Here is a 19,640-nt window from a genome sequence, read left to right as displayed (position 1 = left end):
GCTGGCCGTAGAGTCGCTGTCAGCGCTGTCAGTACTGCCAACTCTCGGGAGCTCGTCATGGTTTGGGTCATCATCGTGATCGTCGCGGTGATCGTCGTTGCGGCGATCATGCTGATCACGTCGTACAACCGGTTCGTCAAGCAACGGAACCTGATCCAGGAGTCGTGGCGGCAGATCGACGTCGAGTTGCACCGCCGGTACGACCTGATCCCGAACCTGGTCGAGACCGTTCGCGCGTACGCCGCGCACGAGCGGCACGTGTTCGAGGAGGTCGCCCGGCTGCGCACCCAGGCGGTGAACGTGCAGAACACGACCCCCGAGCAGCGGGCGGCGGCGGAGGGTGAGCTGTCCGGCGCGCTGCGTCAGATGATGATCTCGGTGGAGGCCTACCCGCAGCTGCAGTCGAACCAGAACTTCCTCGGCCTGCAGCGCGAGCTGACCGACACCGAAGACCGGATCGCGGCCGGCCGCCGGTTCTACAACGCGAACGTCGGCGACTACAACACCCGGATCGAGGCGTTCCCGTCGAACCTGATCGCGAGCGGCTTCAAGTTCGAGAAGGCCGGCTACTTCGAGGTCAAGGACGAGCAGGTGCGCGCGGTGCCGCAGGTCTCGTTCGGCACCATCGGGTCGGTCGCCGGTGAGCAGGCGCCGCCGCAGATGCAGCCGGGGGCGCCGTCGTCGGGGCAGATCCACCCGCAGATGCCGGGTGACCAGGGCAACTACCAGCAGGGCTACCCGCAGCAGCAGATCCCGGGCGGGTACCAGCAGCCGCAGCAGCAGCCGCCGTACCAGGGTCAGCCCGGCCAGTACCCGGGGCAGTACCACGGAGAGCCACCGGTGGGCGGGCCGCCTGCGGGTTCCCCCGCGCCACAGGACGGTCAGCCGCCATTCACCGGTGGCCAGTAGGCACCGGTCCCCGTAGTCCAGGACCCCCGACCCCGGACTCTCTCCCAGTGCCAGGCCCGGTGTGACGGCGGTCAAGTCGCCACCTCCGGGCCTGCCCTCCCCCCGGTACCTGTGTCAACAGTGCCGCACCGAGATACATCCGGCGTACATCGGCCTTCCCGGCGGGTACAGGCGGATGCCACGATAGGGCGGTTTCCAGAGTGGAGAGGTCGAACGAGTGGACAGTCTGAGGTACGGGATCCTCGGACCTCTGCGGCTCGTCCATGTCCAGGGCCAGCCGCTCAAGGCCGCCAAACCGCGTCAGCTGCTCGCCACGCTGCTGCTGCACCCCAACCGGTTCGTCTCGACCGATCTGATCGCGGACGCGCTCTGGGAGAACAACCCGCCGCGGTCGGCCACAGCGAACATCCGCACGTACGTCCGCGCCCTGCGCAGTGTGCTGCAGGAGGCCGGGCTGCCGGCGCCGATCGACACGTCGGCCGCCGGGTACAGCATCGAGGTCGGCGTCGACGAGCTCGACGCCAGCCTGTTCGAGTCCCTGCTCGCCGAGGGCGGTCACCTGCGGGACGTGGGTGACGGCCGGCAGGCGATGCGGGTCCTGTCCCGTGCCTACTCGCTGTGGCAGGGCCGTCCGCTCGAGGACCTGCCGATGCCCGCCGCGTGGGAGGGCACGATCTCCCGGCTCGAGGCGCAGCACCGCGGCCTCGTCGACAGCCTGCTGGATCTCCGGCTCGAGTACGGCGACGCCGGCGGTGCCGCCGTACTGCTCAGCGCCCGCCTCACCGAGGACCCGTACGACGAGCAGCTCTGGCGGCGGCTCGTCGACGCGCTGGTGGCGGCCGGCCGGGTGGGCGAGGCGCGCGCGGCGTACGCGAAGGCGGTGCAGACGCTCGCCGACGAGCTGGACATCAAGCCCGGTCCGGAGCTGGAGGCTGCCGGCGCCCGCGCCGAGAAGGGCCGCTCGGCCAACTGGCCCAACCCGGGCGTCCCCGCCGACGCTACGGCGGACCGCCCGGAACCAAGCGTCCAGCCCGGTCCGATGGCCGCGCCCGAGCTGACCGATCCACTGCGGCCGCCGAGCCAGCTCCCGCTCGACCTGGCTGACTTCAGCGGCCGGCAGGACCAGTTGGAGAAGCTGCGGGACCTGGTCTGCGGCCGGGATCCGGTGCGGCCGCCGATCGCCGTCATCTCCGGCGCACCGGGGACCGGGAAGACTTCGCTGGCCGTCCGGCTCGGCCATCTGGTCCGTGAGCACTTCCCGGACGGGCAGATTTATCTGGACATGCACGGCGCGACGCAGCCGCGCGATCCGGCCGCCGCGCTGACCGATCTGCTGCTCAGCCTCAACCTGCCCGACTACGCGATCCCGACCGACCCGGAGCGGCGGTCGGCGATGCTGCGGTCCGAGCTGGCGAGCCGGCGGGTGCTGATCCTCCTCGACGACGTGGCCACCGCGGGTCAGGTGACGCCGCTGATGCCCGGTACCGGCGCGTCGGCAGTGGTCGTGACGAGCCGCAACCGGCTGATCGACCTGGCCGGCGCGGACAGTACGCCGCTGGACACGTTCGACGACCGGGAGGCCGCGCTGCTGCTGTCGTCGGTCGCCGGATCGGGCCGGATCGACCCGTCGTCACCCGAGGCCGAGGAGATCCTGTCCGCGTGCGCGAACCTGCCGCTGGCGATCCGGATCGTCGGCAGCCGGCTGGCGCAGCGGCCGGACCTGAGCGCGCGGGAGCTGGCGCGGCGGTTGCGGGACGAGACTTCGCGGCTCGACGAGCTGAGCATCGGCGAGCTCGCCGTACGGTCGAGCGCGGACCTCAGCTACGACGCGCTGAGCCCCGAGGAGGCCCGGCTGTACCGGCTGATCGGCCACTTCGCCGTGGGGGTCTTCTCCGCGCGTGCGCTCGAGTCCGTCGCCTCGCCGGCCGCCGTACGGCGCAGCCTGGACCGGCTGATCGAGGTCAACCTGGTCCGGATCAGCTCGGTGGACCACCGCGGTACGGCGCGCTACCGCGTCCACGACCTGCTCCGGCTGCACGCGCTCGGCGTCGGCGACGACGAGCAGAAGGCGCAGGCGGTGCGGGACGTCGAGGCGGTGGTCGACGCGATCCTGAACAAGATCCGGCGGGCCAACAACGCGCTGTCCTTCGAGTACTTCGGCGTCCTGGAGCACACCGGTCCGCTGACCGCGCCCGATCCGTCGCCGTTCACCGAGACCGACGCGATCGCCTGGTTCGACAGCGAGCGCAGCACCTTCGTGCCGGCGATCCGTGCCGCGGCGCAGAACGGATTGCACGAGCACGCCTGGCGGATCGCGGCCGCCTGGGGCCCGTATCTCGACCTCCGGGCCGGGTTCGACGACTGGAACGGCTCGCACCAGCAAGGGCTGCTCAGCGCGATCGCCTGCGGGGATCGGCGCGGCGCGGCGATCATGCACCGCAACCTCGGCCAACTGGCCCTCTACCAGGACGACTGGGAGAACGCGCGCCGGCACTTCGACGCGGCAGCGCAGGCGTTCGCCGAGGTCGGCGACCGGCTCGGTGAAGGAGTCGTCGCCGTCGGCCTCGGCACCTGGCTGCGGGAACGCGGCGAACGCGAGCGCGGCCTGGAGCAGTACGAGAAGGCGATCGAGGCGTTCGTCGAGGTCGGCAACGCGAACGCCGAGGCGCTGGCGCGGACCGCCGCCGCGAACGTCTACCTGGTCCGCGGCGACCTCGTCACCGCCCGCCGGTACCTGGCCCAGGCGTTCCTGATCGCCGTCCGGCGGGCCGACGCCCACCGGGAGGCCAAGGTGCGCCGCCGGATCGCGGCGCTCCGGGTCAACCAGGGACGGCACGACGAGGCGGTCCGGCAGTTGCGCAAGGCGCTCGCGATCTTCGACGGGATGGGCGACGACCACTGCGCGGCGTACACCCGGGCGCTGCTCGGACGGGCGCTGATGGAGCGTGGCGAGGTGGCGGCGGCCCGGAAGACCCTGCTGGACGCGATCGACCTCGGTCACCGCCTGGGCGACCGGAGCGTGGAGGGCGACGCGGCACAGCACCTCGGCGAGCTCTATCTGTCCACGGGCAGCCTGGACAACGCTCGCCGTACCCTCGAACGCGCCGCGCGGGTGTGGCAGCAGGCGGGGAACGACGCCGCCGCGTCCGAGTGCCGGCGGCTGCTGACCGGGTCAGAGGCCGCTGTCGCTGCCGGCTGAATGTACGGCGGCTGTATACGGATCCAGCACGCTGTGAACATGCCGCGGCAAGCAGGCCGAGGACGGGGGATCGGGGGAGGACACCTATGGCCTGGGGGGAGCTTGCTGTGGAGGGGCGTGACGTCTCGCGGGTCGCGAACCCGCGGGACACCGAAGCGGCGCTGAACTGGCAACTGGAGCGAGTTGGCTCCGCAGCGTGGCTGGACTGGCCGCTGAAGTTCCAGCGGATGGCGTTCGGCTACGCGCACGACAGCGGCTGGCACGACGCGGCCGACGCGGTTCGTTGGCTCGACCACCATGCCTTGCTCCGTGAAGGGGCGGCGCCACGGGGGGCGCTGGTCTGGTACCAGGCGGCAGACCGGATCCGGGTGGCTTGTTCGCTCGGCTCCGGTCAGGTGGTCGGCCCGCTGCCGACCGGTCCGGTCGAGATCGCCGACCTGTCGCTGCTCAGCGCCGACTGGGTCTGGTCAGACCCGCACTTCCCGTTCGGTCACTGACCGTTGCTGATCGGGTGCTTGGGGGCGGCGTGCTTCGGCGCGTCGCCGGCCTGACCGTTGCGGTTGCGGCGGCGCGCCAGGAGGTACTCGACGACCATCGGGACCAGCGAGACCAGCACCAGCAGGATCAGCGCCGACTCCAGGTGGTCGTGGATGAACTTCACGTTGCCGAGCGCGTGCCCGAGCAGCGTGATACCGCAGGCCCAGAGCACCGCGCCGATCCCGGTCCAGAGGAAGAACTTCTTCGCGTCCATCCGTCCGGCGCCGGCCACGACGGTGATGAACGTCCGGACGATCGGCACGAACCGGGCCATCACCAGCGCGCGGGGGCCGTACCGCGCGAAGAACTCATGCGTTTGCTCGATGTACTTCGGTTTCAGGAACCGGGCGTTCGGATTCCGGAACAGTGACGTCCCCAGCACCCGGCCGATGTAGTAGCCGGACACATTGCCGAGGAATGCGGCGACGGTCAGCAACACGCAGGCCAGCCAGAGCGGTACGTCGATGCTGCCCTGTGCGATGAACAGGCCGACCGCGAACAGCAGCGAGTCGCCAGGCAGGATCGGGAAGAGCAGCCCGCACTCGATGAACACCACCAGCAGCGTGCCCCAGAGGGCCCAGTCACCCAGCCAGTGCAGCAGGTACTCCGGGTCCATCCAGTTGGGCATCAGCATCGCGACGAGAGCAAGCACGCGGACAGGGTAGCGTCCCGACCTGTGCATGAGCTGAGCAGCGACCTACGGGGAGCGGACATGGTGGGCCCGAACGAGGTCGGCGTGGGCCCGTGGGAGGGCGACTGGCCGGACGACCCGCGGCTGGACCCGGAACTGCTGGCGGCCGGCGATCGGCGCAACGTCGTCGACAGGTACCGGTACTGGAAGCTCGACGCGATCGTGGCGGACCTCGACCGGCAGCGGAACCCGTTCCACGTCGCGATCGAGAACTGGCAGCACGACCTGAACATCGGCTCGGTCGTCCGGACCGCGAACGCGTTCCTGGCCGCCGAGGTACACATCGTCGGCAACCGGAAGTGGAATCGCCGCGGCGCGATGGTCACCGACCGCTACCAGCACGTCCGCCATCATCCGACCCTCGCCGACCTGGCGTCGTACGCCGCTGTGAACCAACTCCCGGTCATCGGCATCGACAACCTGCCGGGCTCCGTCCCGCTGGAAACCTACGACCTGCCCCGTGCCTGCGTCCTGCTCTTCGGTCAAGAGGGTCCCGGGCTGACGGACGAGGCGCACCAGATCTGCACGGCGGTCCTCTCGATCGCCCAGTTCGGCTCCACCCGCTCGATCAACGCCGGCGCCGCGGCCGCCATCGCGATGCACGCGTGGATCCGCCACCACACCTTCGGTCAACATGTGGGCTGATCACGCGATCTGGTGGCAGGTCTATCCGCTCGGTTTCACCGCGGCCGAGTCCGTCGCCCAGCCGGCTGTCGTCCACCGTCTGCCGCAGCTGGAGAACTGGCTCGACTACGTGATCGAGCTCGGCTGCTCGGGCCTGCTCCTGGGCCCGGTCTTCGCCTCGGAGACGCACGGCTACGACACCGTCGACCACTTCCGTATCGATCCGAGGCTCGGTGACGAGGCCGACTTCGACCGCCTGGTGGACGCCGCGCACGCCCGTGGTCTGCGGATCGCGCTCGACGGCGTCTTCAACCACGTCGCGCGGTCGTTCGCGCATCCGGAGTGGTTCCGCGGTGGCGACGTGTTCGAAGGGCACGAGCATCTGGTCGCGCTGGACCACGGGAACCCCGACGTCGCTTCCTATGTCGGCGACGTCCTCCGGTTCTGGAACGACCGTGGCGTCGACGCCTGGCGCCTGGATGCCGCGTACGCCGTACCGCCCGGGTTCTGGCGTGCTGCGCTGCCGCGGGACCGCGACACCTGGTACTTCGGCGAGGTCATCCACGGTGACTACGCCGCGTACGTCGAACAGAGCGGCCTCGACTCCGTCACGCAGTACGAGCTCTGGAAGGCGATCTGGAGCTCGCTCAACGATCGCAACTTCTTCGAGCTCTCGTACGCCCTCGGCCGGCACAACGCGCTGCTCGACACGTTCGTCCCGCAGACGTTCGTCGGCAACCACGACGTGACCCGGCTCGCGACCCGGCTCGAGGACGAGCGCCACCTCGGTCACGCGCTGGCGATCCTGTTCGTCGTGGGCGGCGTCCCGAGCATCTACTCCGGCGACGAGCAGGCGTTCCGCGGGCTGAAGGAGGACCGCGCCGGCGGCGACGACGCGATCCGCCCGGCGTTCCCGGGATCGCCGGACGAGCTCGCGCCGTACGGGCTGCCGACCTACCGCCTGCACCAGGAGCTGATCGGCCTACGGCGGCGGAACGCGTGGCTCACCCGCGCCCGGACGACCGTCGAGCACCTGATCAACGAGACCATCGCGCTGCGGAGCCGGCACGGTGACGACTGGGTCCTGCTCCTGCTGAACGTGTCGGACGCGGAGCAGCGCTTCCCGCTCGACGACACACCGGCGGTTCCGGCCCACAGCTGGAAGTTATTGACGAGTCCGTAACCTCCTTGCGCTTGCGCCCGTTGTTCTCGGTGAGACAGAAGTGAGGCCTTCTCGTCGCACTGCCTTTGCGACGGGAATCATGGGGGTTTGCTGATGAACGCTCTGTGGGACGAACTGATACACGAGCTGGGCACCGTGCGCGCCTTGAGCGCGGCGGCTCTGGAGGCGCGCTCGGAGACCTCGCGGGTCGCGCTGATCACGCTGCTGGACGCCGAGACAGCGGAGATCTCGGCCATCCTCGACCGGATCCTCCGCGCGGACGCGACGTCAGCGGCCTAGCAGCTGGCTGACGGCCTGTTGCAGCGCTTCGGTCGGGTCATCGGGCTGGTCGAACGCGCGGTACGCGATGTGCGCGTCGGGCCGGACGAGCAGACACCCCTCGTCCGGGATCTCGCGCACCCGCGCCCAGTCGCCGTACAGGTCGTCGAGTTCCCGGCCGGGCCCGATCACGACCGGCTCGATCGGTACGCCGAGTTGTTCGGACACCGACTGCGCCGCCTTCACCCAGGCGTCGCCGCCGATGCCCGTGACCAATGTGAACCGGCCCTTTCCGACCACGTCCAGCGTGCTCACGGTGTCCGATCCGCGCGTCAGCCAGCAGTGCGGGATCCGCGCGCCGGGCCATGTCGTCGGGTGGTAGTACAGCTCGTGGTCCCGCTCGTACGGCGGCTCCGGCGTCCCGTCGTCGACGACCGCGGACGACCGGTAGCGCTGCCCGAGCTCGACGCCGTGCGCGTTGAACTCGTAGTCCTTCAGCTCGATCGCCTTCCGCAGTTCCTCGCGCTGCTCCGCCGCGGCCGGGGTGTCGTCCTTGCGGGAGTCGATCGTGCGGCCGGCCGGGGCGTCCGGCGTCATCCCCAGCGCGCGGAAGATCTGCCCGAACTGGGTGCGGCTCTTGTTGGCACGGTCAACGATCTGCTGTGCGATCGGTGCTCGCTCGTCGTTGTAGCTCTCGAGGAGCTTCGGCGCTGCCTGCCCGTTGAGGACCAGCGCGAGCTTCCAGGCCAGGTTGTACGCGTCCTGGATCGAGGTGTTGGAGCCGAGGCCGTTGCTCGGCGGGTGCCGGTGGATCGCGTCGCCCATACAGAACACCCGGTCCTTGGACGTCCTCTCGGCGTACATGTGGTTGACGCTCCACACCGACGTACTCTTCAGCTTCACGTCGATGGTGTCGTCGCCGACGAGGTTGTGCACGATCTCGGTCGCCATCGCCTCGTCGACCACGGGGGCGGGCTGGAAGATGTCGTAGCCCCAGACGATCAGCCACTCGTTCCAGGGGCGGACCATGCGGACCAGGCCCGCGCCGATGCCGCCGATCTGCGCGCCGGGCTGCAGCACCCAGTACAGGACGCTCGGCCGATGGGCGACGTACCGGCTCAGGTCCGCTTCGAACACGATGTTCATCGAGCCCTCGATGTCCATCGCGCCGGCCATCGGCAACTCGATGTCCTGGGCCACCTTGCTCCGCCCGCCGTCCGCTCCGATCAGGTACTTCGCGCGGATCTGGTACGTCGTACCGCTCAACCGGTCCCGGACCGTGGCGGTGACGCCGTCGTCGTCCTGCTCCAGGCTCTCGTACTCGGTGTTGAAGCGCAGCCGCGCGCCGCGACTGGCCGCCGTACTGACCAGGATCGGCTCGAACAGCGTCTGGGGGAGGTCCATCGGCAGGCACGGACTCGCCTCCGTGTAGTCGGCCAGGCGCCGCGGATGCGTGCCCCAGGTGCGGATCCGGCCGATCTCCTCTCCGGCGAGACTCGTGCAGAACGCGGTCTGCCCCATCAGGTCGTGGGCGGTGCCCTTGTCGACGACCTGGTCCTCGATGCCCATGTCGCGCATCAGCTCGACCGTGCGCTGGTTGGTGATGTGCGCGCGGGGCGTGTTCGCGGTCCAGCCGTACCGGGTGAGGACGATGTTGTCGATGCCGTACGTCGACAGGAACAGCGAGGCGGCTCCGCCGGCGGGACCGCTGCCGACGATCAGGACGTCTGTGGTGATCACTGCTGCGTCTCCTCGGTGGCGGCGAGCACGAGGTCGTACTGAACGGCGTAGTAGGTCTTGCCGTCGTCGGTGTGTTCGGTGAAGTCCGCGATCAGCGACTGCTTGACACCGAAGACCGCGTCGGTGTCGAGGTACTCGTCGCCGGCCGCGAAGACGTGCGTGATGAGCCGGGCGTAGCCAGGCGCTGTGACCATGAAGTGGATGTGGGCGGGACGCATCGGGCCGCGACCGCCGGCCCGGAGCAGCTCGCCGACCGGTCCGTCGTCGGGGATCGGGTAGGCGACCGGCCTCACGGCCCAGAACCGGTAGTTGCCATCGGCATCGGTTGTGAGGTGCGCGCGGTTCTGTGGCGCGTCCAGATCCTTCTGCACGTCGTAGAAGCCGTCCTCGTCGGCCTGCCAGGTCTCGACGAGTGCTCCCGGGATCGGCTCGCCCTTCGTGTCGAGGACACGCCCGCTCACCAGGCACGGCTGTCCGGGGGCGCCGTTCGAGATGTCGTCGCCGAGCTGCGCCTCGGGGGAGCCCTCGACGAAGAACGGACCGAACACAGTGGATTGCGTGGCCTCGGGCGGCTTCCGGTTCCCCAGCCCCACGGTGAGCATCGACAGCCCGAGTACGTCGGCCAGCAGGACGAACTCCTGCCGTGTGCCGGTCGAGATCTGGCCGGTCCGGGTGAGGAAGTCGATCGCGGTGAAGTACTCGTCCTCGGTGAGGTCGACCTCGCGGGCGAACGCGTGCAGGTGGCGCACCAAGGCGCCCATCACCTCCTTGTAGCGGTCGCTCGGACTGTCGTCGAAGCTGGCCACCACGGCAGCGGTCAGGTCGTCGCCTTGCAGATCCATCCGATCTCCTCGTTCATCAAGGTCGAGTACCGGACCAGGCGCGGGTCAGGACGTCCCGCACGAGGTCCTCGGTCACCGGGACCGGGTTGTCCGTCGGCTTGAACTTCGCGGCCGCTTCCGCGACGTGCGCCTCGGTCAGCCCCAGCTCCCGCAAGCTCGTGGGCACGCCAGCTGCCTGGAACAGGTCGAACAGGCCCTGCGCCAGGTCCGCGGTGCCCAGGGCGGCTTCCAGTCGCGCTGTGGCTCGGGGGACTGAGGAAGCGTTGACCCGGGTGACCTGCGGGAGGACGGCCGCGTGCGTCTCCGCGTGCGGCAGGTTGTAGGTGCCGCCAAGCAAATGGCACAGCTTGTGATGCAGCCCGGTGCCGGCGGTCGCCAGCGCAGATCCAGCCAAGCAGGCGCCGTACAGAAGCCTCTCCCGAGCACCCAAGTCGTCGGCCTCGACCAGCACGTCACGCAACCCGCTGCTCAACGCCCGCAGCCCTTCAACCGCGATCATCTCCGTGATCGGATCGGCCCTAGGCGTCCAGACCGCCTCCACACAGTGCGCGACCGCATTAGCCACACTCGCCGCCGTCACCTTCAACGGCAGCCCTCGACTCAGAACCGGGTCGTAAACGACCACGCGAGGCAGCACGCGCTCATCAGTCCTGTCTTACTGCCCCCAGCGGTCTCGCCCCACACCGGCGTCATCTCAGACCCCGCATAAGTAGTAGGCACCGCCACAACCACCACGCCCCCACCGGCCGCCTCGGCGGTGCTGGTTGCTGTGAGAGCGATCGCCTTGGCGAGACCGATGGCCGAGCCGCCGCCGATGGCGACGATCGCGTCCGCTCCGATCTCCTGGGCCTTGGCTCGTGCGGCTTCGGCCACCTCGGTCGGGACGTGTTGTGCCACGCCGTCGATCCGTCCGGCGAAGCGGCTGCCCAGTTGCTGTTCGACCACGTCGGCCGCGTCCCGCGCGGAGTTCGTCGCCACCACGAGCGCCCGCCGTACGCCGAGCGCCTCGACCTCAGCCGCGACCCGGTGGAGCGAGCCGGCGCCGAACACCACCCGCCCGGGCAGGAACGTGTGGACGAACCCACCCCTGGGTGCTGTCGCCTCGGGCTCGGCTGGACGTGGCATCGGCAGCTCCGCTAGGATTTCGCTGAGCGAATAGTTCTTCTTTCAACGAAAAGCAGGCTAGCCGATGCCGGGTGACGCGTCTACAGGCACGTTTCTGCAGGGTCTGGAGCGAGGCCTCGCGGTGATCCGCGCGTTCTCCGCCGCGGCGCCGTCCCTGACGCTGAGCGAGGTGGCCCGCGCGGTCGGCATCACTCCGGCGACGGCCCGCCGGATCCTGCTCACCCTGGAAGAGCTCGGTTATGTTCGCAGCGAAAACCGCCGCTTCTCCCTCACCCCACGCGTCCTCGCCCTCGGCTGGGCGTACCTGTCCTCACTCGACCTCGGCGAACTCGCCGGCCCGTTCATGGACGAGCTGAGCGCCAAGACCCGCGAGTCGTGCTCGATCGCGACGCTCGACCTCCCGGACATCGTGTACGTCGCCCGCGTACCGACCAGCCGGATCATGACCGTCGCGCTCGGCGTCGGCGCCCGTCTGCCGGCGTACCCGACCTCGATGGGCCGCGTCCTGCTCGCCGGCCTGCCCGACGGCGCCCTCACGGCGTACCTCGCCACGCTGCAAGCCGAGTCGCTCACCGACCGCACGCTCACCGCTCCCGAGGACCTCCGCGCCGCCGTCATCCAGGCACGCGCCGACGGCTATGCCCTCGTCGACCAGGAGCTCGAACTGGGCCTGCGCTCCATCGCCGCCCCGATCCGCGACTCCCGCGGCCGCGTCATCGCCGCCCTCAACGTCTCCGCCCATGCGTCCCGCTCGACCTCGACGTCGCTGTGCGAGGAGTTCCTTCCACACCTGCAGCAGGCGGCCCAGCAGATCACGACCGCCCTCACACACCGCGGCCACTTCTGACCTCAAACCGGAAGTGAGGTGTCCGGAACCGGGCCTAGCATCGGGCCATGGACCAGTTCTTCACCGGCGAAGTCATCGAATGGCGCGGACCGGCGCCGTACTACTTCGTCTCCGTGCCTGAGGAGGACGGCGAAGCACTGCGTGCCGTCGCGCTGTCGGCCAGCTACGGCTGGGGCATGCTGCCCATCCGCGCCCGCATCGGCACCACCGAGTGGAAGACATCGCTGTGGCCGAAGGACGGCGGCTATCTGCTCCCACTCAAGGACGCGGTCCGCAAACCCCAAGGCCTCGATGCCGGCGACGCCGTCGACGTCCAGCTCACCTTCGACCCGCAGTCCCGCCAAGTGAAGCGGGCGTCCGACGCTGCGGCGTCCACACGGGCTCGCCCGCCTCGCTCGGCAGGGCCACGTGAGCCGGTCGGCGCGGAACAACTCAAGATCGTCCCGGCCAATCAGGCGGCCGCTTCAGACCTCCGGGCGGTTTTCGGTGAGCGGGGTGACAGCGCGCGCTGCTGGTGTCAGCGGTTTCGCATGTTGCCCAAGGAGTCGTGGGCTTCGGAGGGTGCCGAGGAACTCGCCGCTCGGCTCCGCGACCAGACCGCCTGCGGAAACCCGAACGCCGAAACAACGAGCGGCCTGATCGCCTACCTGGACGGCGAACCCGTCGGCTGGTGCGCGGTCGCACCCCGCGCAGACCACCCGAGGCTGCTCCGCGACTTCCGCGTCCCGTGGCAGGACCGGACCGAGGACAAGACCGATCGGACGATCTGGGCGGTCACCTGCTTCGTCACCCGCGTCGGCTACCGGCGCCGTGGGATCAGCCGCGCCCTCGCCCGTGCCGCGGCCGACTTCGCCCGGGACCGCGGCGCCCGCGCCGTCGAGGGCTACCCGGACCTCGTCGACGGCGGGTACGTCGGCACGCTCGCCACGTTCGCCGACGCCGGCTACTCCGAGGCGAGCCGTCCGGGCAGACGCCGCGCCGTGATGCGCATCGACTTCTGAACCTCAGCCCTTCAGTTCTTCGAGGATCCGCAGGTAGTGCGGGTTGGTCATGACGCCGATCAGGTTGCCGAACGGATCCACGACCGACGCGGTGCGGAACCCCGTGTTGTTGCCTCGCTCAACGATTCCTTCGTTGAGCGTCGCGCCGAGCTCGAGCAGCCGCGCGAGCGTGCCCTCCAGGTCGTCCACATGCCAGTTGACGATCGCCCCCGCCGCCGTCGGCCCGACCGCGTGCGGCGCGTACTTCGCATCGATGATTCCCAGCTCGCACTGGAAATCCCCGAACCGGAACTCGACGTACGCCGGCTGCTCCGCGCTCGGCACCGCGTAGTACGCCTCGATCCCCAGCAGCTCCTCGTACCAACGCCGCGCCGCCTTCACGTCGCTCGCGTAGAAGCTGACGGTGGCAAGTCCTCGAAACATCGTGGTGGTCCTCTCTCAGGTGTCCCCGGTCGATGACCACCACACTTCCAGCCAAAGTGCTCACCGAGTGAGCACTTTGTTCAGTCGGTCTGGGTGACCTTGCGGAGGCCCCGCGGGGCGTCGGGGTCGAGGCCGAGTTTGCGGGCCAGAAGCTCGATGGCGCGCTGAGCCGGGATGACCAGGGCGAGCGGGGCCAGGGTCTCGGGCAGGTCGGGGCCGGCGAGGTTCACGTCGCAGCGGGAGGCGAACGTGGGGTCGCCGCCGATGCCGAGGATCTTGCTGCCCTTCTCGCGGACGATGCCGGCCAGCTCGGTCATACCGGACAGGGCGGGTCCGTCGCCGGCGGCGACCAGGATCGTCACCAGGTCGGCGTCGACGACCGCGATCGGGCCGTGCTTCAGGTCGGCGTACGAGAGTCCGCGGACCGGCTGCAGGCAGGTCTCCTCGAGCTTCAGCGCGACCTCGAGCGTCGTCCCGAACGTCAGCCCGCGAGCGCTCGCGAGCACGTCGTGCGCCCCCGCCAGCAGGTCCGCGGCCGCGTCGACCGAGCCGGACAGCATCTTGGTCGCGGCGTCCGGGACCCGGGCGATGTCGGCGTCGAGCGTCCCCGGCCGCGGTGCCAGCGCGTCCACGGCGACCGTGATCGCGGCCAGCTGGGTCGTGTACGTCTTGGTGGCCGGTACAGCGAGCTCCTGGCCCGCCTGGGTGATCAGGGCGACGTCGGCCGTCGACGCCAGCGGGCTGTTGCCGTCGTTCGTGATGCCGACGATCGCCGCGCCGTTGCGCTTGGCCCACTCGGCCGTGTCGACGATCTCCTGGGTCGCGCCGGACTGGCTGACCGCGACGACCAGCGAGTTCGAGAGGTCGAGGTTCGCGCCGTACAGCGTGGCCACCGACGGCGCCGCCAGGGACGCCTGCCGGCCGGCGTGGATCTCGGTCAGGTAGCGGCCGTAGACGCCCGCGTTGTCGGAGGAGCCGCGGGCCACGAAGATCACGTTCCGGCGCCCGGCGGCCAGCCGGGTGATGTCGTGCCGCAGCGGCAGAACGTGCTCGAACGTCGCCGCGAGCGCGGCCGGCTGCTCGGCGATCTCGGCCGCCATCCGGGTTTCCTGGGCGGGGACAGACACCACTGCGATCACTGGTCCTATCTGGTCTTAACAGGTATGCTGCGCACGATAGCAGTGAGCGGCGCTCCGGGGCACCCCCGAGGCCCGCCCAGGTCTGGAGGATCGAGATTCCATGGTGGCGACGAAGCGGGCCCAGGTCCGATCGGTGCTGGAACGGCTGATCGACGTCGAGCTGCATCCCGGGGACCCGATCCCCTCCGAACGGGCCCTGGTGGACAAACTGAACGTCTCCCGGGTGACCGTCCGGCAGGCGATCAGCGACCTGGTCGAGTCCGGTGCGCTGGAGCGGGTGCACGGCAAGGGCACTTTCGTCACCGGTCCCCAGGTCGACTCGCAGCTGCATCTCACCTCGTTCTCCCGGGAGATGCGGGCCCGCGGGCTCGAGCCGGGGACCGTGGTGCTGTCGGCGAGCGAGATCGAGGCCTCCGAGGAGACCGCCAAGGGCCTGCGGGTCGCGAAGGGCACCAAGGTGATCCGGGTCGAGCGGCTCCGCACAGCCGACGCGTCGCCGATGGCCTACGAGGTCGGTTACTACCCGTCCGCGCTCTTCCCCGGCCTGCTCGGCCGTGAGCTCGGCACTCTCTACGACGTCTTCGCCAGCGAGTACGACGTCGTCGTCACCTCCGGTGAGCAGACCGTTCGGGCGGACAACGCCGACGGTCACGTCGCCCGGGTGCTCGGTGTGGCCCGGCGGGCACCCCTGCTGGTCCTCGAGCGCACCACCTTCGCCGGCCGCAAGGTCGTCGAACTGTCCTGGTCGGCCTACCGCGCCGACCGCTACCGGCTGCACATGGCCCTGACTCCCCGCGGCCCGCGAACCGGGTCCGCCTGACCAGTCCCGGAGCGTCCTTCGCCCCTGGAGGACATCCGGACGCAACGAACTGGATCGGTCCTGTTCACGAACTGGTCTACATCCCTGCCGATCGCTCCCCGGCCACCGGGCCGGTTCAGCAGGTGGGCCGCCGGATCCGACGAAGCACCCGGCGGCAATACTTAGGACACGCCCTAAGCCGAACCCACAAGAACTGTGTTGTGAGGAGTACCGCGAGACATGCCTATTGCAACCCCTGAGGTCTACGCCGAGATGCTGGACAAGGCCAAGCAGAACCGCTTCGCCTACCCGGCCATCAATGTCAGCTCCTCGCAGACGCTGAACGCCGCGATCCGCGGATTCGCCGAGGCGGGCTCGGACGGCATCATCCAGGTCTCCACCGGCGGTGCGGAGTACCTGTCCGGTCCGACCGTCAAGAACATGGTTTCCGGCGCCGTCGCGCTGGCGGCCTACGCGCACGAGGTCGCCAAGGGCTACCCGGTGAACATCGCGCTGCACACCGACCACTGCCCGAAGGACAAGCTCGACGGCTTCGTCCGGCCGCTGCTGGAGATCTCCGCCGAGCGCGTCGCGCGCGGTGAGAACCCGCTGTTCCAGTCGCACATGTGGGACGGCTCGGCGGTGCCGCTGACCGAGAACCTGGAGATCGCCAAGGACCTGCTGGCCAAGACGGCCGCGGCGAAGATCGTCCTGGAGATCGAGGTCGGCGTCGTCGGCGGCGAGGAGGACGGTGTCGCCAACGAGATCAACGACAAGCTCTACACCACCGTCGAGGACGGTCTGGCCACGGTCGAGGCGCTCGGTGTCGGCGAGAACGGCCGCTACCTGACCGCGCTGACCTTCGGCAACGTCCACGGCGTCTACAAGCCGGGTGCGGTCAAGCTGCGGCCGGAGATCCTCGCGGAGATCCAGGACGCGGTCGGCGCCAAGGTCGGCAAAGAGCGCCCGTTCGATCTGGTGTTCCACGGCGGGTCCGGCTCGACGCTGGAGGAGATCCGGGCCGCGGTCGACAACGGCGTCATCAAGATGAACGTCGACACCGACACGCAGTACGCGTTCACCCGGCCGGCGGCGGCGCACATGTTCACCAACTACGACGGTGTGCTGAAGGTCGACGGCGAGGTCGGCAACAAGAAGGCCTACGACCCGCGTGCGTGGGGCAAGGCGGCTGAAGAGGGTATGGCGAAGCGCGTCGGCGAGGCGTGCGAGGACCTTCGCTCGACGGGCACGTCGCTGAACGCCTGACATCATCTGGTCCTCCTGTAGGGGGCTGCGAAGGGCTCACCGCGGTCGGGCGGTGGGCCCTTCGTCACATCCGGGCGAGGGTGAAGGGACGGATTCCGGTCCGGCGGGCGGCCCGGGCGAACGTGGTGCGGATGCGGTCGGCCACGGTCGGCGGGTCGGTGAGGTCGGTCCAGGAGATCCAGCAGTGCTCGACGGGTTGCGGTCCGTCGGGATCGGCGGCGATCGGCTCGGGGAGCGGCTCTTCGGTGGAGGGCTCGAATTCCTCGCACCAGAAGGGGAAACGCGGCTCGAACTCGACGACGGTGCGCTCGTCGGGAAACCAGAGGCTTTGGGCTGCGGAGACGTCGGGATCTGCTGGTTCGGTGTCCGGGGGCGGTGACGGGCTGGGAGTCGGGAGCCCCGCGCCGCCGAGGATGAAGCGCAGCCGGGACTCCGCGATCGAGGCCGATCCGGTGAGCCGGCCGAGGACCTGCAGGGCACGTCTGCTGCCGTGATCGAGATTGCTCACCGCGTGGCTCAGCCTGCGCCGGTCGACGAGTCCGGCATACATCGCGGCGTCGGCGAGCACGACCGCCGGCTCCGCTGGTGCGGTCGCGGCGACCTCGGCGATCGCGCGGGCCGGTGAGACCAGACGCAGCTTGTTCCACAACTGGAGGCCGGGTCCCACTGGGTCGCGGATGTGCCGGTGGACGCCTCGCAGCCGGCCGGAGCGACCGTCCGGCGCGGTCACGTGGACGCGCGTCAGGTCGAGACCCCAGACGGGGAGAGCATGCAGCGCCGCGGCCGACTGATGGCTCGCGAAGACGTTGGGCCCACTGGTCCGGAGGACCTGGTGGATCCGGCGCAGGTAGACGACCTCGTCGGTGACCAGCATGAGGGAGCGATGGGCGGCATAGGTGCCCCGCCGGATCCGGCGCCAGGAGCCGGAGTCGAGCAGGGAGTCGATATCAGCGTCGGGGTAACCGCAGGCACGCGCGTCGGCCCGGGTGAACACGCCACCCCGGATCGACGCCATCACGGCAAGCTGAGGATTCATGCCTCAGAAAGTGCCGCGATCCGGTCGTCCCGGAGCCGGCGATTTCAGATCTGTGGAGAACTCCGGGCATAAAAAAGGCCCGTCATGTGTCTATGACGAGCTCCGCGCGGGTTGGTACCCAGGGTTGCCAGAGGAGGGGCATGCCGGCCTCGGACGGGGTGCGGTTGCCTTTGCGCTCGTTGCACGAGGCGTGGGCGGCGACCGCGTTCAGCCACTCGGTGCGGCCGCCCCTGGACCTGGGTTGGACGTGGTCCATGGTGTCGGCGTTCTCCAGGCCGCAGTACGCGCACCGGAACTTGTCCCGCCGCAGGACGCCGTGCTTGCTGTACTTCATCCGGCCGGCCGCGTAGCGCCAGTGCGTCACGACGTAACGGACCAGGCGGAGGACTCGGGGGACCGGAAACGGGCCGATGGTTCGCTCTCCGTGCGCCTCTTCCACCACTGCGACCTCACGGACCAGCATCCGGATGGCGTGCTGGATCGAGACGGTGTGCAGCGGTTCGTACGACGCGTTCAGGACGATGACGCTCATCCGGTGCCTCCTTCCGGCCGTAGCTGGGAACCACGGCGGTTGACGCAGGGTCTCAAGCATCCGTGGCCGTCGGGTGAACGGTCAACGGATTTCGCCAGACGGTCACGTGCCGGTACGGATGCGTGATCGGCGAAGATGTGCTTATGGAATTGAACAATCTGCTGTCCGGTCCACCCGAGACACTACTACCGGTCGACCCGGCCGCGGCGGAACTCGCCGACGGGGCCGCTCCCGCGGACGTGGCCGCGAAGTACCCGACGTCGTCGCTCGCCTGGGCCGTGCTGGCCGAGGGCGCGCTGGCGGACGGGCGCACGATCGAGGGATACGCCTACGCGCGGACCGGCTACCACCGCGCGCTGGACCTGCTCCGGCGGAACGGCTGGAAGGGCCACGGCCCGGTCCCGTGGGAGCACGAGCCGAACCGCGGGTTCCTGCGCGCGCTGGCCGCGCTCGGGAAGGCCGCGGCGCTCATCGACGAGAAGGACGAGGCCGAGCGCTGCGCCACGTTCCTGCGGGACTCGTCGCCGACCGCCGCCGACGTGCTGGCCTGAAACCTGCTTGTGGGGTTGGTTGTCCGGCGGAATGATCTGCCGGGTGACCAGCCCTTACGCACAGGACGGATTCGGCGTCGGGTTCGACTGGGGACCGGTCGGAGCAGAGGTCGTTGCCGGGGACATCGTCGCGGTCGTCGACGTGCTGTCGTTCACGACGGCGGTGACGGTGGCAGCCGATCTCGGCATCGACGTGTACCCGTACCGGTGGCGTGACGAGACGGCGGTCGTGTACGCCGAGCAGAACAGCGCGACACTCGCGGTCGGGCGGTCCGCGGCCGGGCCGGACGGCGTCAGCCTGTCGCCAGGGTCGATCAGGCGCGTGACGGGAATCACCAAGCTGGTCCTCCCGTCGCCGAACGGTTCGACGATCTCGGAACAGCTCAGCGAGACCGGCGCGACGGTGATCGCGGTGTCGCTGCGTAACCGGACCGCGGCCGCCGCGTGGGTCACGAAGCAGCTCACCGAGCGCCCGGCGGCGAAGGTCGTGGCGATCGCGGCGGGCGAGCGCTGGAAGGACGGCTCGCTCAGGCCGGCAGTAGAGGACCTCTGGGGTGCGGGTGGCTTCCTGAGCGCCCTGCAGCGCGACGATCTGTCGCCGGAGGCGAGGGCGGCGGCCGCGGCGTACGAGGCGGTCGCAGACGAGCTGCCCCGGATGCTGCACGAGTGCGCCGGCGGCCGCGAGCTCACGCAGTACGGCTTTCCGGAGGACGTCGCGGTCGCGGCGGAGGTCGACGAGAGCCGCAGCGTGCCGGTGCTCCGGGACGGTAGACTGTTCCGGTCAACTTGAAGCTTTCGAGGTTTCTGCCCGTTGACAGTGCCGGCAGGCGGCGAGCGTCCCCGCTTCTTGCCGAACATGGACGGTTCTAGGCGGACGGACAGACCGGTGAAGCTGGACGCCCACGGTCGGGTCCCCGCCCCATCGGGCAGCGGAAGGT

At 69.7% G+C, this 19,640-nt stretch carries 19 protein-coding genes and 1 pseudogene; 12 read left to right on the top strand and 8 right to left on the bottom strand.

Annotated elements, in window-relative coordinates; translation table 11 throughout:
• Positions 1-57 precede the first annotated feature (57 nt).
• From ABZX12_RS20805 to ABZX12_RS20795, 3 genes are all read left to right on the top strand, one after another.
• Positions 58-909 carry a LemA family protein gene (locus ABZX12_RS20805; protein WP_355695311.1) on the top strand — a complete coding sequence of 284 codons (852 nt, stop codon included), beginning with the start codon at positions 58-60 and terminating at the stop codon, positions 907-909.
• A 217-nt stretch (positions 910-1,126) separates the two neighbouring features.
• Complete coding sequence (locus ABZX12_RS20800) at positions 1,127-4,108, top strand: BTAD domain-containing putative transcriptional regulator (RefSeq protein ID WP_355695309.1); 2,982 nt, start codon at positions 1,127-1,129, stop codon at positions 4,106-4,108.
• Positions 4,109-4,215: 107 nt separating this feature from the next.
• Positions 4,216-4,605, top strand: a complete 390-nt coding sequence (locus ABZX12_RS20795; protein WP_355695308.1) for a hypothetical protein — start codon at positions 4,216-4,218, stop codon at positions 4,603-4,605.
• Here the strand turns inward: ABZX12_RS20795 and ABZX12_RS20790 are convergent.
• Positions 4,599-5,297, bottom strand: coding sequence for a DedA family protein (locus ABZX12_RS20790; protein ID WP_355695306.1), 699 nt, complete (start codon positions 5,295-5,297; stop codon positions 4,599-4,601). The two genes, ABZX12_RS20795 and ABZX12_RS20790, sit on opposite strands and share 7 nt — an antisense overlap.
• Before the next feature lie 60 nt (positions 5,298-5,357).
• Between ABZX12_RS20790 and ABZX12_RS20785 the strand changes: the two genes are divergently transcribed.
• The 3 genes from ABZX12_RS20785 (at position 5,358) to ABZX12_RS20775 (ending at position 7,422) form a co-directional block, all read left to right on the top strand.
• Complete coding sequence (locus tag ABZX12_RS20785) at positions 5,358-5,981, top strand: TrmH family RNA methyltransferase (protein WP_355695304.1); 624 nt, start codon at positions 5,358-5,360, stop codon at positions 5,979-5,981.
• Entirely contained in the window at positions 5,971-7,143 is a 1,173-nt protein-coding gene (locus tag ABZX12_RS20780) for an alpha-amylase family glycosyl hydrolase (protein WP_355695302.1), read from the top strand. The genes ABZX12_RS20785 and ABZX12_RS20780 overlap by 11 nt, the downstream gene beginning before the upstream one ends.
• Positions 7,144-7,236: 93 nt before the next feature.
• Entirely contained in the window at positions 7,237-7,422 is a 186-nt protein-coding gene (locus tag ABZX12_RS20775; protein ID WP_355695300.1) for a hypothetical protein, read from the top strand.
• On the opposite strand, the gene ABZX12_RS20770 is transcribed toward ABZX12_RS20775, so the two are convergent.
• The 3 genes and pseudogenes from ABZX12_RS20770 to ABZX12_RS20760 all read right to left on the bottom strand — a co-directional run bounded on the left by ABZX12_RS20770 (position 7,411) and on the right by ABZX12_RS20760 (position 11,108).
• Positions 7,411-9,141: an FAD-dependent monooxygenase gene (locus ABZX12_RS20770; protein ID WP_355695298.1), complete on the bottom strand. Its 1,731-nt coding sequence runs from the start codon at positions 9,139-9,141 to the stop codon at positions 7,411-7,413. The two genes, ABZX12_RS20775 and ABZX12_RS20770, sit on opposite strands and share 12 nt — an antisense overlap.
• Positions 9,138-9,983 carry an intradiol ring-cleavage dioxygenase gene (locus ABZX12_RS20765; RefSeq protein WP_355695296.1) on the bottom strand — a complete coding sequence of 282 codons (846 nt, stop codon included), beginning with the start codon at positions 9,981-9,983 and terminating at the stop codon, positions 9,138-9,140. The genes ABZX12_RS20770 and ABZX12_RS20765 overlap by 4 nt, the downstream gene beginning before the upstream one ends.
• Positions 9,984-9,999: 16 nt before the next feature.
• A pseudogene (locus ABZX12_RS20760) lies at positions 10,000-11,108 on the bottom strand (maleylacetate reductase).
• Positions 11,109-11,172: 64 nt separating this feature from the next.
• Here ABZX12_RS20760 and ABZX12_RS20755 point away from each other — a divergent pair.
• Both ABZX12_RS20755 and ABZX12_RS20750 read left to right on the top strand, forming a co-directional pair.
• Positions 11,173-11,955, top strand: coding sequence for an IclR family transcriptional regulator C-terminal domain-containing protein (locus ABZX12_RS20755; protein WP_355695295.1), 783 nt, complete (start codon positions 11,173-11,175; stop codon positions 11,953-11,955).
• Positions 11,956-12,002: 47 nt separating this feature from the next.
• Positions 12,003-12,956: a DUF1905 domain-containing protein gene (locus tag ABZX12_RS20750; RefSeq protein ID WP_355695293.1), complete on the top strand. Its 954-nt coding sequence runs from the start codon at positions 12,003-12,005 to the stop codon at positions 12,954-12,956.
• 3 nt (positions 12,957-12,959) lie between these two features.
• Here ABZX12_RS20750 and ABZX12_RS20745 read toward each other — a convergent pair whose 3' ends face one another.
• Both ABZX12_RS20745 and ABZX12_RS20740 read right to left on the bottom strand, forming a co-directional pair.
• Positions 12,960-13,379, bottom strand: a complete 420-nt coding sequence (locus ABZX12_RS20745) for a VOC family protein (protein WP_355695291.1) — start codon at positions 13,377-13,379, stop codon at positions 12,960-12,962.
• A gap of 80 nt (positions 13,380-13,459) precedes the next feature.
• Positions 13,460-14,479, bottom strand: a complete 1,020-nt coding sequence (locus ABZX12_RS20740) for an SIS domain-containing protein (RefSeq protein WP_355695289.1) — start codon at positions 14,477-14,479, stop codon at positions 13,460-13,462.
• Between the two features lie 139 nt (positions 14,480-14,618).
• On the opposite strand from ABZX12_RS20740, the gene ABZX12_RS20735 reads away from it, so the two are divergent.
• Complete coding sequence (locus tag ABZX12_RS20735; protein WP_167204857.1) at positions 14,619-15,338, top strand: GntR family transcriptional regulator; 720 nt, start codon at positions 14,619-14,621, stop codon at positions 15,336-15,338.
• A 219-nt stretch (positions 15,339-15,557) separates the two neighbouring features.
• Positions 15,558-16,583, top strand: a complete 1,026-nt coding sequence (gene fbaA, locus ABZX12_RS20730) for a class II fructose-bisphosphate aldolase (RefSeq protein ID WP_355695287.1) — start codon at positions 15,558-15,560, stop codon at positions 16,581-16,583.
• Between the two features lie 64 nt (positions 16,584-16,647).
• On the opposite strand, the gene ABZX12_RS20725 is transcribed toward fbaA, so the two are convergent.
• Together ABZX12_RS20725 and ABZX12_RS20720 are read right to left on the bottom strand one after the other, a co-directional pair.
• Positions 16,648-17,619 carry a type IV toxin-antitoxin system AbiEi family antitoxin domain-containing protein gene (locus ABZX12_RS20725; protein ID WP_355695285.1) on the bottom strand — a complete coding sequence of 324 codons (972 nt, stop codon included), beginning with the start codon at positions 17,617-17,619 and terminating at the stop codon, positions 16,648-16,650.
• A gap of 82 nt (positions 17,620-17,701) precedes the next feature.
• Positions 17,702-18,151 (bottom strand): HNH endonuclease, encoded by a 450-nt coding sequence (locus tag ABZX12_RS20720; protein WP_355695284.1) that lies wholly within the window; start codon positions 18,149-18,151, stop codon positions 17,702-17,704.
• Between the two features lie 143 nt (positions 18,152-18,294).
• Here ABZX12_RS20720 and ABZX12_RS20715 point away from each other — a divergent pair, with 143 nt between their 5' ends.
• Positions 18,295-18,702 carry a DUF3151 domain-containing protein gene (locus ABZX12_RS20715; RefSeq protein ID WP_355695282.1) on the top strand — a complete coding sequence of 136 codons (408 nt, stop codon included), beginning with the start codon at positions 18,295-18,297 and terminating at the stop codon, positions 18,700-18,702.
• 43 nt (positions 18,703-18,745) lie between these two features.
• Complete coding sequence (locus ABZX12_RS20710; protein WP_355695280.1) at positions 18,746-19,492, top strand: 2-phosphosulfolactate phosphatase; 747 nt, start codon at positions 18,746-18,748, stop codon at positions 19,490-19,492.
• Positions 19,493-19,640: the final 148 nt, after the last annotated feature.

The organism is Kribbella sp. NPDC003505 (assembly GCF_040610875.1).
Lineage (GTDB): Bacteria > Actinomycetota > Actinomycetes > Propionibacteriales > Kribbellaceae > Kribbella.
This window is presented reverse-complemented; position numbering and strand designations above follow the sequence as displayed.

Excerpts from the sequence above, each read along its gene's own strand:
- ABZX12_RS20740 (WP_355695289.1), bottom strand. The coding sequence starts at position 14,479 with ATGGCGGCCGAGATCGCCGAGCAGCCGGCCGCGCTCGCGGCGACGTTC.
- ABZX12_RS20735 (WP_167204857.1), top strand. The coding sequence starts at position 14,619 with ATGGTGGCGACGAAGCGGGCCCAGGTCCGATCGGTGCTGGAACGGCTG.
- ABZX12_RS20785 (WP_355695304.1), top strand. The coding sequence starts at position 5,358 with ATGGTGGGCCCGAACGAGGTCGGCGTGGGCCCGTGGGAGGGCGACTGG.
- ABZX12_RS20765 (WP_355695296.1), bottom strand. The coding sequence starts at position 9,983 with ATGGATCTGCAAGGCGACGACCTGACCGCTGCCGTGGTGGCCAGCTTC.
- ABZX12_RS20780 (WP_355695302.1), top strand. The coding sequence starts at position 5,971 with ATGTGGGCTGATCACGCGATCTGGTGGCAGGTCTATCCGCTCGGTTTC.
- ABZX12_RS20755 (WP_355695295.1), top strand. The coding sequence starts at position 11,173 with ATGCCGGGTGACGCGTCTACAGGCACGTTTCTGCAGGGTCTGGAGCGA.
- fbaA (WP_355695287.1), top strand. The coding sequence starts at position 15,558 with ATGCCTATTGCAACCCCTGAGGTCTACGCCGAGATGCTGGACAAGGCC.
- ABZX12_RS20745 (WP_355695291.1), bottom strand. The coding sequence starts at position 13,379 with ATGTTTCGAGGACTTGCCACCGTCAGCTTCTACGCGAGCGACGTGAAG.
- ABZX12_RS20725 (WP_355695285.1), bottom strand. The coding sequence starts at position 17,619 with ATGAATCCTCAGCTTGCCGTGATGGCGTCGATCCGGGGTGGCGTGTTC.
- ABZX12_RS20720 (WP_355695284.1), bottom strand. The coding sequence starts at position 18,151 with ATGAGCGTCATCGTCCTGAACGCGTCGTACGAACCGCTGCACACCGTC.
- ABZX12_RS20805 (WP_355695311.1), top strand. The coding sequence starts at position 58 with ATGGTTTGGGTCATCATCGTGATCGTCGCGGTGATCGTCGTTGCGGCG.
- ABZX12_RS20775 (WP_355695300.1), top strand. The coding sequence starts at position 7,237 with ATGAACGCTCTGTGGGACGAACTGATACACGAGCTGGGCACCGTGCGC.
- ABZX12_RS20750 (WP_355695293.1), top strand. The coding sequence starts at position 12,003 with ATGGACCAGTTCTTCACCGGCGAAGTCATCGAATGGCGCGGACCGGCG.
- ABZX12_RS20715 (WP_355695282.1), top strand. The coding sequence starts at position 18,295 with ATGGAATTGAACAATCTGCTGTCCGGTCCACCCGAGACACTACTACCG.